Origin of the sequence: Paenibacillus sp. FSL H8-0537, assembly GCF_038051995.1 — a bacterium.
GTDB lineage: Bacteria > Bacillota > Bacilli > Paenibacillales > Paenibacillaceae > Pristimantibacillus.
Genome location: NZ_CP150290.1, coordinates 3,899,858 through 3,917,443 on the forward strand (window position 1 = coordinate 3,899,858; position 17,586 = coordinate 3,917,443).

Below are 17,586 nucleotides of genomic sequence, written 5' to 3' on the forward strand. Positions count from 1 at the left end.
TGCGACTTGCGAGGAGGATTTTTTATGGACAAAGTAACGGCTAGAGTTACATCAAGGACAGCGCCGGACGAGATCACGGATCACGACTATATGTTTCCGGCTTTCTCGAACGGTAAGGTGCTTCTGAATAAAAAGCAGGGACGCCTCCCCGCCATGGGCTGGAACAGTTGGAATGCATTTGGCAGCAAGAACAACGAGGCGCTCACGAAGGCAATGGCAGACGCCATGGTTGATTTGGGACTTGCGGATCTGGGATACAAGTATGTCGTGCTCGATGACGGCTGCTATAAGTCCGAACGCGTCAACGGATTGCTTTCAAACGAAACGATTAAATTTCCAAGCGGCTTTAAGGCGTTATCCGACTACATCCGCGGCAAGGGACTTAAATTCGGCATGTACAATGATATAGGCACCCATCTTTGCGCAGGCTCTGCGGTAGGCACTTGCGGATTTGAGGATGTCGACACGAGGTCGTATATAGACTGGGGGGTTGACTTTATCAAGGTTGATAACTGCTACTACCTTTGGGACAATGCCACGTTCTCAGACTCAACAAATGCCAAATATTCCTATGCCCCGAATATCAGAAGCATAACGGTTGCGGGCGAAGAACTGAATATCACTTTAAATGCGGTTAAGGACGGTGTGCTCCTAGGCCAGGGTGCATCAAAAAATAGCGGCGACTATGTGACCCATATCGGTACATTCGACGGAACAAACGTAGGTACAACACCTGTGGGCGACCGCTGGAGCGAGCTTGCGTTTACGGTGAACGCCCCGGCTGGCGGAAAATACGCCATAACCGTAAATTACGCAATCGGCGAACAGGATGGCACGGGACGCTGGCTTCAGCTAGCAGTAGGAAGCGCAGAGAATGAAACTCGATATTTTGATCAAATGCTTCCTCTTATCGAAAGTACGACTGACTTTGCCAATTCGGAAGAAATAAAGGTGTTCTTGAATGAGGGAGAAAACATCATACGTCTAATGAACCACAGAAGGCAGGAAAATACCCTTAATTCCTATGCGGTTTTGCTCGAGGGCTTGAACATGGCTGACCCTAACCATGATATTGTATTCTCAATCTGTGAATGGGGTAAAACGCAGCCGCAAAACTGGGGATATAAGGTTGGAGACTCCTGGCGTATTCTTAATGATATAACCTTCAGTGTCGGCTCCGATGGCAATCCGGGCTCCGCCGAATGGAGTTCAAACCATACGGCAAGTATAACCTCGCAATATAGTAAGGCGGTTATTATGGATGAGTTTGCTGGACTTGACAAGGGGTGGAATGATCCCGATATGCTAGTCATCGGTATGAACGGGATTACAACTACCATGAGTAAAACGCATATGACGATGTGGTGCATGATGAATTCTCCGATTATGCTTGGAATGGATTTAAGACGGGTTGCAAAGAGTAACGAGCTATGGAGAATTATTGCGAACAAAGAGGTCATCGCATTGAATCAGGATTCCCTCGGTATCCAGGCCAAAAGAATTTACTGCTCTATCGATAATGCCAATCCCGATACAGCCTATATCGCCAATAACAACCGAGTTGATATTCTGGTAAAGCCTCTTGCGAACGGAGATATTGCCATATCCTTTATCAATCTCAGCGACTCAAGAGATACGACGGAGCATTCCGTTGATGTAAGCCGCATTATCGATTATCTTGGGAATAAAATGATTGATGCTGAAAAATTCAAACATGCGGCAAGCTATTCCCTAAAGGATTTATGGACAGGTGCGGTTACAACAAACCCTTCAAGAACCTTCTCTGTTACAGGCATTGACGCCTATGACAATATTACCTTAAGAGTTACTCGCATTTAATAGGAGAAAAGAAATGGAAACAGAAGATCATATTACTACTGAACAGTTTGTGACCATGGTCATTAGAAGCAGTAAAGGCCATATAGAGCCGACGCGCGGCAGTTGGTCATCAGGGTATATGGATTACGCGTTGCATAAGGGAGTAATGGAGGACTATGATCTAACAAACATAAGCAAACCCATTGAGCGCCGCTCCGCTGCAAGAATCATTCATGAGGTGCTTTTAACAGAATTCGGAGAAAAAGATGAGTACGAATGGTCGGCGGCAGAAAATCTTAGGGACTTATATTCCTGCCATACCTGCGTCATGCATATCGCGCAGATGTATGTGAAAGGTATAATGCCCGGGCGTGACCCTAACCTATTCGACGTTGCTGGCAGCTTAACTCATGCGGAAGCCAAAGAAGTTGTTGCAAGAATGCTTAATAGGGAGCAGCGTATTCCTCAGACTGAGGGCAGAGTATTTCGAAGTAAACATCTAGCCCCCGATGAAGCATGGGAGCTGATGTTAAATGATCCTACTGTAATGATAATAGATGTGCGGACTAATGACGATTATCAAACAGGGCATATTCGGGAAAGCATTTGTATTCCGTTACTTGATCTAACAAATAACCCGTTCTCGGTATGCGCGCAAAAGGATACTTCATTAATCCTTTACTGTCAAAGGGGATATAAGTGTTCTATAGCGGCACAAGTCCTTATAGATGCAGGCTATCGCAGAGTCTACACGATTCCAGGTATAGAGCAGTATCCGTATCGTTTAATATAGTTCAACCGGAATACCTCCGAGCCATTCCGGCCGGAGGTATTTCGGATAAAAGTATAGCAGCCTAGTTCATTACTTTGCGTATCAAGACAGCAGCATCCTTGAGTACATTCTCTGTTTTTACAATGACAAACGTATTCACTCGACCATCGGGTATCTCACTCCCAATGAATGCGAACGTATGTACCGAAAGGCTGCTTAAGACTCTCGGTTTTTTGTGTCTACTCTATTGACAGAGGTACATTATCTAGTAGTTGCTCATTAGTGGTCACCATATTTCGATAAACCTCTTCAACCATGCTTTCAGGGAAAAAGATACAAAATGATTCTACCAGAACATTGGATTCAATAGTTATTGAGTACTCTTGACCAAGATTAAAGAAACATTATTGTTTGTATTTTCTGGATAGTTAAACTATTTTCCTGCTTTAGTAGTGGAAATTGAACAGAGTACCAGCCAACATTCTTGAGCCCTACTGACACAACTCATCTATTCACTGCATGCGCGGTACGCATCACCTCACTGGCAGAACCAGCGCACAAAATAATCCTCTTCATGCAGCATAGCCTCAGAAACTTCGTCCACGATCTGCGACTGCCCGAAGGCAAGTCGTCTGCTCAGCTCCAGCAGCGCTGTGCTTCTGAGCTGCGGGTCATCCTTTTCGGGCGAAGCAACCTGCTGCTGCCGGAGCTGCTTCGATCCTCTTTTTCGATTAAATCCGAACCCGAACCATCCCACGCTGCTCACCCTCCCTTTTACAACCGGATAATGCGTCTAAAGCGCAAATTGCCGACTATATCCGCGAAGTCCAGCTCAAACACATTAGGATCGCGATAGTAGACCGCTGTCGCTGGCAAATAGCCTACAACCGGTCCTGTTCCTCCGCATACCAAGCTGCCGCCATCTCCGCCCTTCGGAAAAAACTCCTTATCCTTCAGCGTCATTTCATACTGGTAAGGATCTCCCGAGAAGCAAACACCGAACGCATTCGGCAGCTCCAAATCATAAGGTCCTCTCTCGCCTTCTGCCAGCTCCTCAAAATGCCTGAGGTTCAGCCCATAATCAAAGCTGTCGCCCCAAGGATACAACGTCCGGCAGCCGCCGCCGTAAAGATATTCCCACTCATCCTCCGTAGGCAGGCTAAAGCCGGATTGCTCGATTTGCTCAGCGACGATATCCGCGTCCAGCTCATCATTAAACAAATAAGCGAGGATGTCCTCCCCTTCGCGTACGAAGCGAAAATTTTGATGACGCTCGTATTCTGAATAGGTGCTGAGCTTGAATTTTTCCAATTCCTCCTGAAAATCCTCATCCTCGGCCAAATCCTCGTCATCGAGCTCTACCTCGTACCAGCCTAGCGAATGCGTCTCGCATTCCACGAGCAAAGCGCCAATTTCCGCCTCGCGGACCGGCGACATTTGATCGCGGATAAACGCATCCCGATCCTCAACACCATATTCGTTCATCGTCTCTTGAAAATCTTCAGCTGTTGCGGCATCCAAGCCTTGCTCCCAACGCTCCCAGCCCAGCGTTACCTTGTCTCCCGGCGCATAAACGAACTTATAGCCCTCATAGTCATAAACACCCGTTTCGAGCCCGCTGCCATAACGCTGGAACGCCTTCAGCCCTTGATATTCAAACCCTTCCGGAAGCTTATCCAGCAGCATTTTCAATACAATTTCCTTCTCTTGGCTCGGCAGACTGTTCCAGACGAATCGATTTAATGTTTCCATTTCGCTCCCACCTTTTCGATTAGATTAACGATTTACAATTATGATTTTTCAAAAAAGCGGTTATTTGTTGCAAGAGCGGCTCCTGCCCCTCCTCATAGAAAATGGCAACCTCCAGCCGGTAAGCATAATTGAAACGGATATACCCGCCCAGACCTTGCAAAAACAATAGGCATGTATAGGCATTTTCAATCTGCAAATCCGGCTCAAAGCTTTCCTTGCACTCACGTGCCAGCTCCGGCAGCTCGAATCCGGCCTTATCTGGGTCAAAATGAAAAAATTGATGCTTCCGCATTTGGGTCCACGGCTCAAAATAAGCCGGAACCGCCGCTTCCTGAGCTAGCTTTTCGCCATATATTTGATTAAGAAATTCCGTATAGTCGGCATGCTCAAGCGCACCCTCGGCATACAGCTCAATGATCTCCGAATGCCGCGGCAGCCAAAGGATGCCCTTTACAGCCGGATGCACCGCGAGAAAGTCGCCGTCAATCGTCGTGCCAATCGACACGCATTCGGCGATTTGCTGCTGCGTAATCGGGCTGGCAGCATCATGCTCCCAAAACTCCTCCTCCGCGAACGGCTTCAGCACACCGGGATCAGGGACTTCAATATTAAACCAGCCGCGATAAGTGCCTGGGCCGTGAAGAACCAAGAAGCGGACATACGCTTCAGGCAGCGTCAACTGCTGCTCTTGTTCCAGCTGATGCAGCTTCTCGGCCGGTATAGGCGAACCATTAGGCGATACGATATACATGGGCAGGCCCCTCCTTTTATAAAAAGCGCTTCGCTCTGCTTATTGCTCATTTGCTCCCGCTTGTGCTCGCGCTTGAGCTATATTAATAGGCGGCTTGCAGCAGTTGCTCCATAAGGGGCTGGCGCACGTCTTTTGTTTTGCGAGCTGCCGCTTTCAGCTTGTCTGTCCCGCCCCAGATCAAATAAATGAGATGCTCCACTTCATAATCCTGCCTCCCCTTCACTTGCTCCAGCAGCAGCGCCAGATTGCCTTCCTCTTCGAAAGTCGGCTTGATTTTGAGCTTCAGCTCTTCCGTGCTATTCAGCATGCAAACAACAAGCGTTGCGATAGAATCTGCATTAACGCCATAGCGGGCCGCAAACTCGGCGGTAAATCTATTTTGCACCAATTGATGCTCCACATCTACCAGCTTCATATATTGCTGAGCAAGCGGAAAATAACGGGGAGCGGCTAGGCCAAGACCGAAAACAGCATAGCTTCCCGGCATGCAGCTTTTTTCATCCTCCGCATCGCCGTACCATTCGAACTCCTCCATTGCCTCGCGCGCATACTGCTCCAGCAGCGGATGCAGCTCTTCAAAGGCAAGCACATTCGCAAAGAAGCGGTGCGTATCCGATTTGGCCAGCCCTTTCAGCGGCAAATATTGCTTAACGCTCGATTTAAGCTTGATCTTATAGCTTTTAGGGAAGCCCTGCTGAAGCAACCGAATGATGAACGCTACCGCCCGTGCGTAGCTCTGCTGCTCCTCCTGCTTGATGACGATCGTTATCGTCGAAAATACATCATTCGCCTTGCAATGCACATAAGCATCGCTATAGTCGCTATCTTCCTGCGGATAAGCACCGCTGCCTTCTTCAAGCAGCTGCGCTGCTTTGTCGCTTCCGAGCTGACGGGCACAATCGATAAAGGTAAGTCCCCTCTGCTTGCTGTAGCTCGGCTCGAAGCGAAGAATAGCGACAGCCGTATAAAGCAGCAGCGTAATTAGCCCCGGCTGTACAGACTCGGCAGCAGCCCCGGACTTCAATTTATACTGCTTCCGTCCATCCTCGCCCTCCTCTATGGTAAAAAACGGCGGCAGCAATTGGTTTTCCACCCAGGCTTTCAGCATGATAATGATGTTGCTGCGATGCTCCTGCAGCGCTTCTCTACGAGATTTATTGAGCTCTAAAATTTTCTCGAATTTGGCAATGATCCATTCGCCGTCCAGCTGTGGAAAAAGCTGCTCACTGAGCAAGTGCCGTGCCAGAAAAAATGTCTCCAGCGGCTTTGTCGGAAACTTGCCCGCATCCAGCTTTTGCGCCACATAAGCTTGTATATTTCCCAGCAGCTCCTGCTTTTTCGCCTCATTCGCGTATTCCACAAGCGGGAGCTCTATGACGCTTTCCACAGCCCGGAACTTCCCGCAAAAAGCAAAGCGGTAATCCGTAACGGGTGATGCCGCCAGCAATTTAAGTCGCTCCTCAATCTCCTCCGCAAGCTGCGGCTTAACAAGCGTCTCGATTTGCTCCACTGTAAACAGCGCATGCGGGTCAGGCTGTTTATCCTTTTCATCCGGCCAGCCGATGCCCAGATCATGGTCGATAATGTCTATCTTTTGAGCTGTACAGTCTATTCGTGCATAATCAAAAACCCCTACTTGCAGCTTGGTGCGCTTGATCACGTCTGCTCCATCCTGCTTCTCCAATTGGTCGAACCACTGGTGAATCTCTCGTTTCATCTCATCTATTTCCGCTCGTTGTGCTGCCTCCATCGTCTATACTCACCTTCCACTTTCCTTTTTAAAAGTTAAGCAATAACCGTTATGTATACCAACAATTAATACCCGATTTCATTAAACCTGAACACATCAGCTTTGAAAAAAAATGAAAGGGCACCCGCTATGGGGGCCCGGCTTTGAGGCAAGCTATGAAACGCTTCAGGCTGCAAGCTCTCAGTGTCGACTGCAAACGAAGATTATTCTCTTATTTTATCCGTGGTGGGTGCTGAGAACAATAAGTCTTATGGACGGTTTAATTCCTAATCCTTGGTGAAAATCCCTCGACAGCACCTCTCAACTCGCAGGTTTGAACAAGCTCCGTTTAATGATACAATAGGAGCGTAATTAACCATGCTTAACCCCAACTCAACCCTATGAAGGAGTGACGTAAGTGGCTGTTCAGGCGTATTTGAATTTTAATGGCAACTGTCGTGAAGCGGTATTGTTTTATGCAGAGGTTTTCGGAACGGACAAGCCTGAAATTATGACATTCGGGGATTCTCCTCCAAATCCGGATTTTGAGATGCCAGAAGCAGTGAAGCCTTTGGTCATGCATACACGGCTGAAAATTATGGGCAGTTTAGTTATGTTTTCCGATGTGTTTCCAGATATGCCTTTCGTTGAAGGCACGAACATCAGCCTCTCCATCGTCAGCAAGGACCTTGAAGAACTGCAGTCAGTCTTCAACAAGCTCAAAGAAGGCGGCACCGTCGAGATGGAATTGCAGGAAACCTTCTGGAGCAAAGGGTACGGCAGCCTGAAGGACAAATTCGGCATTCAATGGCTCATCAACCAATCCGACGAAGAAATTTAATCGAGCCTCCTCCATAAGGCTTTGCATATAAATACCCGCCTGCCCTGTTTGGAGTTCGTCCAAGCAGCGGCAGGCGGGTATTTTTGCGATTTTAAAATGTCGTGCAGTTCAGCGTTTTATTATTCATTGAGGTTGACATTGATAATAGCTATCAATAATGTAAAGGTTGAGGATAACCCGTATCCTTATGCTTTTGCTTATCCTTATGTAGACCCCTTTGATAATAAATGAAATTTTAATGAGGTATGTAATGTGAAAATAGACGTTAATCAGTTAGCAGAGCATCTGGCACACACTCCCTTTCAAGTACAGGGAGTATATCGGTATGCTAGAAATCCAGGTGTGCCTCACGCTGACTATACAGATTCTTTTCCTGGATTTGTATTTCCGCTTTCGGGAAAAATACAATTTCAATTTAATGACACCCCCTATGTCTTTTCGCCAGGAAAAGTTGTACATGGGGGTGCAAAAATGAAACTCGCCCAAAAAATGTTTGATAAAACGGACTGGGAATACATCCTCGTTTTATACCGAATATGTGACAATGAACTAGAAAAATCAAGCTTATCACATCAGCATTTTGAATTATTAACGGGTCAATCTCCCCGTCTTACTGAATTAATTATGCGTCTGTGGCATGTTTATAATCAGCGCGGAGGTCTTTCCATGTTTCAGACCGAGATGCTGTTTCGCGATGTGCTAAATGAAGCCTTATTATGTGTGGATAATAGGCAAAATAGTTGTAATTCTCATACGCTATTTGAACGGGTATGTCATTATATTCAAGAAAATTATGATCAAAGCTTAACTATTACATCGCTTGCAGAACTAAATAACGTTAATCGAAATCGGCTTTCTTATGTGTTTAGAAGACATGCAGGTATGGGACCAGCCGAATATGTATTGAAATATCGCATCAATATGGCGCAAAAAATGCTACTTACAAGTGATGCTCCTGTGCAACAAATTGCGTACACGGTTGGAATTGAAGACCCTTTTTATTTTAGCAGAGTGTTCAAAAAACAGCTTGGTTGCTCACCTACTGAATATCGCGAGAGGTTCATCAATAATCCATGTTAATTTAATCAAGCAGCCATTTTAATATTAAAATGAATTTACTATAATAATGTCAAATCAAAGAGTACATGTTGTCGAACATTATATTGAAAACCATAAAGCTATGGAGGGATTCATATCCAGTATCAATCTATTAATCTGAAAGAGAAGCTAGCTAAATTCAACGACTTATGGTCACTGAAGGTCATTGGTGAAATGAATGATTATCAATTTAAGCTTCTTAAAATTGTTGGGGACTATGAATGGCACGTCCATCAGGATACCGATAAAGTATTTATTGCACTCGAAGGGGAGATGATCCTTGATTTTCGTGATGGTCAAGTGAAAATTTCCCAGGGTGAGATGTATATTGTCCCGAAAGGCATCGAGATGAAGCCTTCTGCTGTTAAGGAATGTCATCTCATGCTGGTAGAGCCTAAACGCGTTGCAACTACTCCCGTGACGGAGTCCGAATTAACAGAAGCCGTTGATACTTGGATCTAGCGCTTGTTTGTAGTAAGTGTTATGGTAAACCCAAAAAAGTCGCCAAAACGGCGACTTTTTTGGGTTAGCACGATTACAGTACACTCGCTTCCAAACTCTGCTCTACACCCTGCTGCTCCTCTTCCAATAAGCTGACTAACACATCTGCTAGCATTTCAACCGTGTTCCCGCTGAGAAGATCGCCCACCATTGGCGCGCAGCCAAATTCGCTCGTAATGCGATTGCGGAGTTTAATGGCCATCATGGAATCAAGCCCAAGCTCCGGAAGGCTGCGCGTCGTTTCCAGAAACTCCGCCTCGTAACGAAGCAGTTCCGCTATAATTGCCGTGAGCTGCGCCAATACAGCAGCAGCTCTTCCTGCTGGCTCAAGTGTTGTTAATTTCTCTGACCAGTTGATCGCTTCTTCGAGCTGCTGACCTTCACTAAGCGCTTTTTGCTCAAGCAGATTTAGCAGCGGCGTGTCAGGATACAGCATGCGGACTGCATTCCATTCTGCGGAGAGGACCGCTACTTGGGCAATCGGCTGACCGATCAAATGCTCAAGCAGCCGCTCACCTTCTCCGTCGAGTATGCAATCTATTCCATTTTCCTGAAAATGAGCTGCCAAGTTGAGTCTGGTGACCATACCGGACAACCACGGTCCCCAGTTAATGCTCAGGGCTGGCAGCCCTTGACTGAGGCGATAGTGTGCCAGTCCATCCATAAACGCATTGCCTGCGGCATAATTCCCCTGTCCTGCTGGCGGCAGCAGTGCTGCAATGGAGGAGAACATGACGAAAAATTCCAGCGGCTCGGAGCGTGTGGCTTCATGCAGGTACCATGCCCCTTTAACCTTCGGTTCATAGGCTTCATCGAAAATCCGTGCCGGCATTTGCCTCAGCAGCATATCTTGAACAGCACCTGCACTATGAATAACGCCTCGTATGGGGGGATGACCACTGCTCGTATAATTGTCCATAAAGGCTGCTAAGCTCTGTTGGTCTGTTACGTCGATACAAAGGCTCTGCACATATACACCAGCAGCTTCCAGCTCTAATACGAAGGCAATCCGCTCTGCTTGCGCAGCCTTTGTCAGATGATTGGAATGCTCCGCAAAATAGCCTTTCCATTCATGCCGTTCCGGCAATGGATTTCGTCCAATTAGAATCAGCCTTCTGGCGCCCCGCTTGACAAGCAAGCGCGCGGCATTCTGGCCGAGCGAGCCGAAGGCGCCAGTAATGAGATAGGCGCCGTCCTCACGGCAGCGCAGAGGAAGTGACGTTCCCGGGATACGAGATGCCTGGTTGAGGCGAAGCACATGGCGCTCACCATCCCGAAAGGCCAGCTGATCCTCGCGTCCCGCTTCCTCACTGACCAGCTCCCGAACAAGCTGCTGCGCCGCTTCTAAAGCGGTGGCATCAGGATCGATATCGCATAGGCCGCCCCAATAATCGCGAAACTCCTGAGCAATCGATCGCCCAAGTCCCCATGCTGCAGCTTGAAATACTGCTGGCGGCTTTGTAACGGCAAGCTCATTCCCGCGATGGACGAGCTGTGCTCCACGTGTCAGCGTCCACAGACGCACCTTAGTAGAATGACTGGATATGCTCTGCACCGAATAAAGCATAGAGTAGAGAGACAACGCTTTATACTGCGTAAAGCTATCTTTTCCATCCATCCATGGACTGCTCCAGCACGTGCTGCCCTGCACACCTTCCGCTTCAAGCGCAGGCAAATGTACGCTCCCCGGTTCAGGGAGATCTAAATTCCAGGCATGTACAATGCCGCGAAGACGGCTCCCAAATGCCTGTAGGGCATCCTTCACCATGCTGTCGTAATGCTGCTTCGTACCAGGATGTAGGCTACTCCCTTTTAAAGCAGGTACGAAGTGATATTCACCCTGAGCAGCAGCTCTTACGATGACCGCCTCAAAATCCTGTTGGCGCAAAATTGTGCTTGCTGCCTCTGCAACACCGCTATCATCGGCAAGAAACACCCAAACATCCTTCTTGGTCACACGCAGCGGCGGATCGCTCAGATCAGGTGCAAGCTGCCACTGTGGCTCATAGAACCAGCGCTTCAATTGAGCACTGCTGATTTTGCCTACACCCGCGTCGACCGCCTGTTTGACGAAGCCAAGAAACTCGGCGACCAAGTATCCTTCTCCGTCGTAAATGCGCAGGTTTCCCTTTGTAATCTTCTCGTTTCGCTCCGTCAATCGACTATGCGCCCATAATTTCCCTTTCGCCTTCCGATAGAAGCGAATTTCACCGATTCGCACCGGAAGACGAAACTCATCTCTCGCTTCTTTTGGCGTCTCGCCTTCAAGTGGAAATTCCGCGGCTAACAGTGCCTGAAAGCAGGAGTCCATAAGCTGTGGATGGAAGGTGTAGCCTTCCGAATCCGCCGCCGATAGCTCCATTTCGATTTCTGCCCAAGCCTCATCCATTCCGACATAGACGGTTTGCAAGCCTTGAAACATCGGTCCATAATCGAAGCCCATACGATTTAAAATGCGATAGGCCTGCTCGTGATCCACGGTACGATGCATCGTTTGACTCGCGAGCCTCGGATTCAGCTGTGCCGATGGAGCAACCGCCTGGAGCTGTCTTACACGGCCAGATGCGTGAAGCGTATAGGCACTTCCCGACGTATCCGCCGCCGAATAAATTTGGAACGTGCCGTTCTCCACGTCAAGATAATGCTGAGTAAGCATGACGGTAGACGGCTGCGGCAGCGTAAGACTGCGGTGCAATTCAATTTGCTCAAGCGCATACCCGCTTCCGCCTAATGTGTGCTGAACAGCCGCCATAGCCGCTTCAATGTAGGCTGCTGCTGGGAAAACCGTCTGATCCAGCACCCGATGATCTCGCAAATAGGGAAAGCGAATGAGCGAGACCTCGCCCTCCCAGGCTTGCGCTGCGCCAAGCAAAGGACGCCCGAGCAGCGGATGGTCGCGCAGCCCGAGCCGAATGAGCCGAATAACCTCCGGTTCATGCCAGTAGGCTTCCTTGCGCCATGGATAGGCCGGAAGCTTCGTCCACTGCGCATGTGGATAAAGCGCGCGCCAATTCGGGTCGAGCCCCCAAGTGTAAAGCTCGGCAAGCGAGAGCAGCATCGCTTCATGCTCGTCTTCCTTGCGGCGGATGGAGGCAACAGCCAAAGCCCGGCGAGCGCCAAAGCATTCATTCAATGCTCCAGTAAGAACAGGATGCGCTCCGATTTCCACAAAAACTGTACTGCCGTTGTGCAGCATTTGTTCAATCGCTGGTGCGAAGCGGACGGGTTCACGCACATTGCGCCACCAATAATGAGCATCTACAGACGCCCCGTCAACAGGCTCAGCTGTGACGCTGGAATAAAGCGGGATGGACGCTGTTAGGGACGGAATTCCTTCCAGACTGCCCAGCAGCTCCCTTTCAATCTCCTTCATAAAATGGCTGTGAAAAGGAGCTTGCACCTTCAGTTTACGATTAAATAATTTTTGTTCTGCTGCCAAGGCCAAAACATCGTCCAAGGACTGAATCGTTCCGGCAAGCGTGACCGAGGAAGGACTGTTAATGGCAGCAATGCTTACGGTTTCTTCAAAGCCCTCCAATAACTTCTTCGCTTCCTCCTCGCTGGCGCCGACAGCTGCCATGCCTCCCCTACCGCTTAAGCGCTGCAGAAGACGGCTGCGGTGGTAAACAATTTGAAGCGCATGCTCTAAGGAATAAACGCCCGCTGCATAAAATGCGGCAACCTCGCCTGCACTGTGGCCTACAATGGACTCCGGCACGATTCCCCATGAGCACCAAAGCTTCGCCAATGCGATCTGGAGTGCGCAGCTGATCGGCATTGAAATTTCAGTTTCGTCCATCAGACTTTCTGCCTCATCCTTCGCGAGCTCGGCCAGCATCGACCAGCCGGCCATTTCGGCAAACAAGCGGTCACACTGCTCCATTACCTCTCGGAACACAGGCTCCAGCTTCAACAGCTGCCTTCCCATGCCGTACCACTGCGGACCCATACCTGAGAAGACGAAAGCAAGCTTCGGCTTCTCGCCTGGCCTGTTCATGCCGGTGATGACGCCCTTGGCCGCTCCTCCTGCGCCAGCTGTAGCCAAAAGCTCCGCCAGACTATTGGAGTCTTTGGCTACATTCGCTTGACGGTGAGCATGATGCTCACGACGTTCACCAATGCTCCAGCACAGATCATCGAGTACTAAGCGAGGGTCGTTCAGTAGTTCTATGTAGCTTTTACTGAGCAGCTTCAGCCCCTCCGCTCGCCGTACCGAGAACGGCAGTAAATACGAGCGCTGTGCGACTGCGTCTGATTGCTCCATTACAACGGATGGATCGGCTGCTGCCATCGTGTCCAAATTGTTGCTTGCCGCTGTCTGAAGCAGCTCACCATCGTAGCGATTACCAGCTTGAACGGCTAGCAATTGCTTCGCAGCTTGCGGCAAACTATCCTTTTCGCCAACAGACAGCTCCCGCACAATTACATGCGCATTCGTGCCGCCATAGCCGAATGAATTAACCGCTGCTATCGCATCCCCATCATGAGCAGGCCACGGCTCAAGCTTGACAGGTACGCGGATGCCCCATTCATCAAACTTGATGTTCGGATTAGGATTGTTAAAATGCAGGTTCGGTGGAATTTGCTTGTGTTTAAGGCAAAGCACCGTTTTTATTAGGCCAGCTACACCTGCCGCTGCCTCGGTATGGCCAATATTCGTTTTACAAGAACCGATGAACAGCTTCTCCGATTCCGCCCGCCCTTCTCCATAGGCTGCGGCAATGGCTCGCGCCTCGATTGGATCGCCTACCGGCGTGCCTGTTCCATGCGCTTCAACATATTGCACGTCTGCTGCAGAAATGCCCGCCTTGCCCAGCGTTTTTCGAATCAGCCGCTCCTGCGCCGCGGAGCTGGGCACGGTAATGCTAGGTGTATGCCCATCCTGGTTGACGCTGCTTGCCATAATAACCGCCTGAATCGGATCGCCATCAGCTATAGCATTCTCCAGTCGTTTCAGCACTAGCATGCCAACGCCTTCGCCCCGGACATAGCCGTCCGCAGTGGTGTCAAACGTTTTGCATCGGCCTTCCGGCGACAGAAAACCGCCTCTGCTTTCTACCAACGTATATTGCGGGGTGAAAATCAGCACAACACCACCAGCAACCGCAAGTTCACTCTCGCCCTTACGCAGGCTTTCGCAAGCCAAATGCAGCGAAACAAGTGAAGACGAGCAGGCTGTATCAATGGTCATGGACGGGCCGCAAAAATCATAAATGTATGAAATCCGGTTCGAAATCATCGTGGTCATGCTGCTTGCGGCGGTATACGGCCCGGCGTCCCGCTGAAATGGATCGCCGAATTGCAGCGCGTGGTAATCAAGCGCGAATGCCCCTACGAACACACCAACCTCCCGGCCACGAAGAAGCTCGGGGCGCTGCCCGCCATCCTCCAGCGCTTCCCATGTAACCTCCAGCAAATGACGCTGCTGTGGGTCCATATGATGCGCTTCATGCGGGGAAATGCCGAAAAATTCTGGATCAAATCGGTCGATGGCGTCGATAAATCCGCCGTGCCTCGTTACCATTTTACCCGGCTTGTCGCGGTCGGGATGATAGAAATCCGTGTTTTTCCATCGCTCTGGCGGAACCTCCACGATCGCGTCTGTACCATTTTTGAGCAGCTCCCAAAACTCCTCCGGACTATTCACTCCGCCGGGAAAACGACAGCCCATGCCGATAATTGCAATGGCTTCCTCATTCGTGTGAGTCTGCTCCTTCGCGAACTGCTGATGCTTTTGCATAGACATCGTGATAGCCTTCCTTTCCAACCTCAAGTCGTTATCGGCGTCCATACCCGAATGGCAGGACTTGTATCTCCCTGCGGCCCTTGCAATAGGCTATAGTCGAGTGCATATATATTCCGCCATTCATCTACGGCAATTTTCGCTGCATTTACACCCTCCGTTGAAGAAAGCAGCGCTCCCTGCGGGCTGTACACGTCAAGCAAATACTGACTTGCCTGATTGCCGCTTCCGGAATAGGACAGCACATACATATTGCCATCCGTATCGATATCCAGATCAATGTACGAAATACCGGACGTCTGGCGAAGCGGCAGCATAGGGGACATAGCGAAATAATTCTGGCTGTTGCCGAACACGTCGAAGGCCTGCAGCCGCTTGTTCCCTGCCTCCAGTACGATGAGGGTACCGTCAGGCGCAGCTGCGACTGCTACGGGCTGCTGCAGCAGTCCGGGTCGTGTCCCCATTCCACCTACCGAATAAGGTCCCGGTGCCGCGCTATCCGCAACCGGCTGTGCGCTTAGCTGCACAATCTGCAGCATGTTTGCGGCTGCGCTGACTGCAGCCGCAAATCCAGCTGGATGAGCGGTCAAATCATCCACCGTACTAAGCGTCAAATAACCTCGGCTTGTTTCTGTAGGAAACTGAAAAACGCCAGCATCTCCGAGTGTGATGTTCCTGAGCGCATACGGCGCCGTACGTGTATCAAAAAACAGATTATCATCGCAATTGTGGCCATTTGCAATGGTCGTCATCGTATAGAAACCACAGGATGCAGGCTTGAGCGAACGGGCAGGCGATGACGAAATTGAAATAGATTGAAGCCTGTACATTTGCGCCCCTGCCCCGCCGCCGCTGCATGGCGCGCACGCTGTGCCAGATGCCCGCCAGCCATACACAAGCGCCGAAGCAGCAGCATTAAATGATAGACCTGTCAGTTGGCATAGATTGGTTCCGACATTGCTGCAGTCCAGGCTTGCAATCGTCGAGGGATCTTCCTCAGCTGCCGGCTGCCAATTGAAACCTGCCTCATCGCTAAAGGCCAGCGCCAGCGTTTGCTGGTAGCCCTTCGCTGCCGCCGCCGGGACATTTTCTTGAATAACGATGCTGAGGATGGAGGATGCCACTGCGCTTGCTTCGCCCTGCCCAACTACATTTCCAGAAGCATCGTAAATGAACGCCGTCGCGGATATGGCAGCATTATGTGGTACATTGGCAAACGACGACTTCAACAGCGGATCACTCCATATGCCGTTCATCGATCCGCTCACTGTTTGCACATCGCCATTTCCTGCCCACTTAATCGTATAGGAAGCAGCCGAAAGCGGCCAAGCGCCGTGGACGGGGTCCGGATATACCTCAACCGTTGAAGCTGCGATCATATTCATGCTATAAGTCTGCGTAAACGTTGCAGGAACAGACAGCGTCTCTACCACACCGCTTACTACACCGCTCTGCAGAGAAGACAACATGCCCGCTAGCGGCCAATATGTGCTTTGCGCTGCCTGAATAAGCGCATCGTCTTTGTATTTGAGACGCAATGCGGCGAGCAGCTTAGGCAGAGAGCCGCCAAAGAGCAGCTTGCCTGTCTGTGTACAGAGCAGATTGATTGCATCCGACGTTGAAGCAGCAGATGCCAGCAGCCCCGCGTTCTTTTCCAATTCTATTCTAATTCCGCTGTCGCTAAACAACTCGTAATACCATGCGGCTGTTGCCGAAGTATACTCACCAGCGGACTTCATGATCCAAGGGACAGCGTAGCCGAGCACGGCCGAGAAAAAAAATGGCAGCGGATTCGTAACGCTGTTCCACCCAAGCGCGCCCAATGTTCCAAAGGTAAGCCGGACAGTTACTGCTGCTTGCGGAATGTGAAATGACTGCGTCGTCTGCTTGGCAGTGGCAGGCATACCTTCAATTCCGAGTGTGGGCGGCACGAGTCCAATAAACTTCTTCGTCGCAGTTTCAAACCGCGAGCCTGACTGAAGCCTTGATGTCCATTCCCCTGAGCCAGGCGCTATGACTGCACCGGAAGCATCGAGAAATTCCGCATAAAGACTGTAGAATGCCGGATAACTATTTTGCAGCACAATTTGGAATTGATTCGATTGAGGATCTGCGCTGACTGCCTGTACCGTAATGCCGCATTGCGGTTGAAAATTGTCCGCCGTCCACTGAAAACCAGCAGCTGGCGGAATAACAGGCTGATAAGAACCGGCGACGCCCTGCTGAACCGACCATAGCTTATTTAGCAATTTGGCGTCCTGCTTGACGAGTACAAGCGTTCCTCCAATGATTGGACCAGTTGCCGCGGCAGTCGTAGATGACAGCGTATATTGATAAACGGGTTCCGTGCCGAGCTTCCCGATCTGCTCGATTGTGGCCCAGCCTCCGTTAGGAGAAGCTGGACCTTGTTTGCTGAATGCTGTCGCGAGTTCATAAAGCAAATTGGTTTGGCTGTTGATATGACTGTTGACCTCGGATTGAACTGCCGGATCCGGCGAAGACAGCTCCGGATGCGCCCCCGCAAGCAGAACTGCATAATCCATTGGTGATGGACCGACCTGACTTGCCATTTAATAACCTC

At 49.9% G+C, this 17,586-nt stretch carries 11 protein-coding genes and 1 pseudogene; 6 read left to right on the top strand and 6 right to left on the bottom strand.

The annotated features are described in order from the left end of the window. Positions 1–24 precede the first annotated feature (24 nt). The 3 genes and pseudogenes from MHB80_RS16385 to MHB80_RS16395 all read left to right on the top strand — a co-directional run. The gene (locus MHB80_RS16385) at positions 25–1,839 is read left to right on the top strand and encodes an alpha-galactosidase (protein ID WP_341277996.1); all 1,815 of its coding nucleotides are present in this window, start codon (positions 25–27) and stop codon (positions 1,837–1,839) included. A 13-nt stretch (positions 1,840–1,852) separates the two neighbouring features. Next, complete coding sequence (locus MHB80_RS16390) at positions 1,853–2,611, top strand: rhodanese-like domain-containing protein (RefSeq protein WP_341277997.1); 759 nt, start codon at positions 1,853–1,855, stop codon at positions 2,609–2,611. 76 nt (positions 2,612–2,687) lie between these two features. After that, positions 2,688–2,810, top strand: a pseudogene (locus MHB80_RS16395) (IS3 family transposase); the annotation flags it as partial. Positions 2,811–3,128: 318 nt separating this feature from the next. Here MHB80_RS16395 and MHB80_RS16400 read toward each other — a convergent pair. From MHB80_RS16400 to MHB80_RS16415, 4 genes are all read right to left on the bottom strand, one after another. Beyond that, the gene (locus tag MHB80_RS16400) at positions 3,129–3,347 is read right to left on the bottom strand and encodes a hypothetical protein (protein ID WP_341277998.1); all 219 of its coding nucleotides are present in this window, start codon (positions 3,345–3,347) and stop codon (positions 3,129–3,131) included. Positions 3,348–3,364: 17 nt separating this feature from the next. Then, positions 3,365–4,342 (bottom strand): hypothetical protein, encoded by a 978-nt coding sequence (locus MHB80_RS16405; RefSeq protein ID WP_341277999.1) that lies wholly within the window; start codon positions 4,340–4,342, stop codon positions 3,365–3,367. Positions 4,343–4,361: 19 nt separating this feature from the next. Further along, positions 4,362–5,093 (bottom strand): hypothetical protein, encoded by a 732-nt coding sequence (locus MHB80_RS16410; RefSeq protein WP_341278000.1) that lies wholly within the window; start codon positions 5,091–5,093, stop codon positions 4,362–4,364. A gap of 82 nt (positions 5,094–5,175) precedes the next feature. Next, entirely contained in the window at positions 5,176–6,843 is a 1,668-nt protein-coding gene (locus MHB80_RS16415) for a DUF6138 family protein (RefSeq protein ID WP_341278001.1), read from the bottom strand. A 397-nt stretch (positions 6,844–7,240) separates the two neighbouring features. Between MHB80_RS16415 and MHB80_RS16420 the strand changes: the two genes are divergently transcribed. The 3 genes from MHB80_RS16420 (at position 7,241) to MHB80_RS16430 (ending at position 9,223) form a co-directional block, all read left to right on the top strand. Then, complete coding sequence (locus MHB80_RS16420; protein WP_341278002.1) at positions 7,241–7,663, top strand: VOC family protein; 423 nt, start codon at positions 7,241–7,243, stop codon at positions 7,661–7,663. A gap of 252 nt (positions 7,664–7,915) precedes the next feature. Then, positions 7,916–8,743, top strand: a complete 828-nt coding sequence (locus tag MHB80_RS16425) for an AraC family transcriptional regulator (RefSeq protein WP_341278003.1) — start codon at positions 7,916–7,918, stop codon at positions 8,741–8,743. 114 nt (positions 8,744–8,857) lie between these two features. Then, complete coding sequence (locus MHB80_RS16430) at positions 8,858–9,223, top strand: cupin domain-containing protein (RefSeq protein WP_341283001.1); 366 nt, start codon at positions 8,858–8,860, stop codon at positions 9,221–9,223. 73 nt (positions 9,224–9,296) lie between these two features. Here MHB80_RS16430 and MHB80_RS16435 read toward each other — a convergent pair whose 3' ends face one another. Beyond that, entirely contained in the window at positions 9,297–15,008 is a 5,712-nt protein-coding gene (locus MHB80_RS16435; protein ID WP_341278004.1) for a type I polyketide synthase, read from the bottom strand. Positions 15,009–15,031: 23 nt separating this feature from the next. Then, a complete protein-coding gene (locus MHB80_RS16440; RefSeq protein ID WP_341278005.1) occupies positions 15,032–17,575 on the bottom strand; it encodes a hypothetical protein in 2,544 nt (847 codons plus the stop codon). Between the last annotated feature and the right edge of the window lie 11 nt (positions 17,576–17,586).

Excerpts from the sequence above, each read along its gene's own strand:
- MHB80_RS16410 (WP_341278000.1), bottom strand. The coding sequence starts at position 5,093 with ATGTATATCGTATCGCCTAATGGTTCGCCTATACCGGCCGAGAAGCTG.
- MHB80_RS16385 (WP_341277996.1), top strand. The coding sequence starts at position 25 with ATGGACAAAGTAACGGCTAGAGTTACATCAAGGACAGCGCCGGACGAG.
- MHB80_RS16390 (WP_341277997.1), top strand. The coding sequence starts at position 1,853 with ATGGAAACAGAAGATCATATTACTACTGAACAGTTTGTGACCATGGTC.
- MHB80_RS16440 (WP_341278005.1), bottom strand. The coding sequence starts at position 17,575 with ATGGCAAGTCAGGTCGGTCCATCACCAATGGATTATGCAGTTCTGCTT.
- MHB80_RS16415 (WP_341278001.1), bottom strand. The coding sequence starts at position 6,843 with ATGGAGGCAGCACAACGAGCGGAAATAGATGAGATGAAACGAGAGATT.
- MHB80_RS16435 (WP_341278004.1), bottom strand. The coding sequence starts at position 15,008 with ATGTCTATGCAAAAGCATCAGCAGTTCGCGAAGGAGCAGACTCACACG.
- MHB80_RS16405 (WP_341277999.1), bottom strand. The coding sequence starts at position 4,342 with ATGGAAACATTAAATCGATTCGTCTGGAACAGTCTGCCGAGCCAAGAG.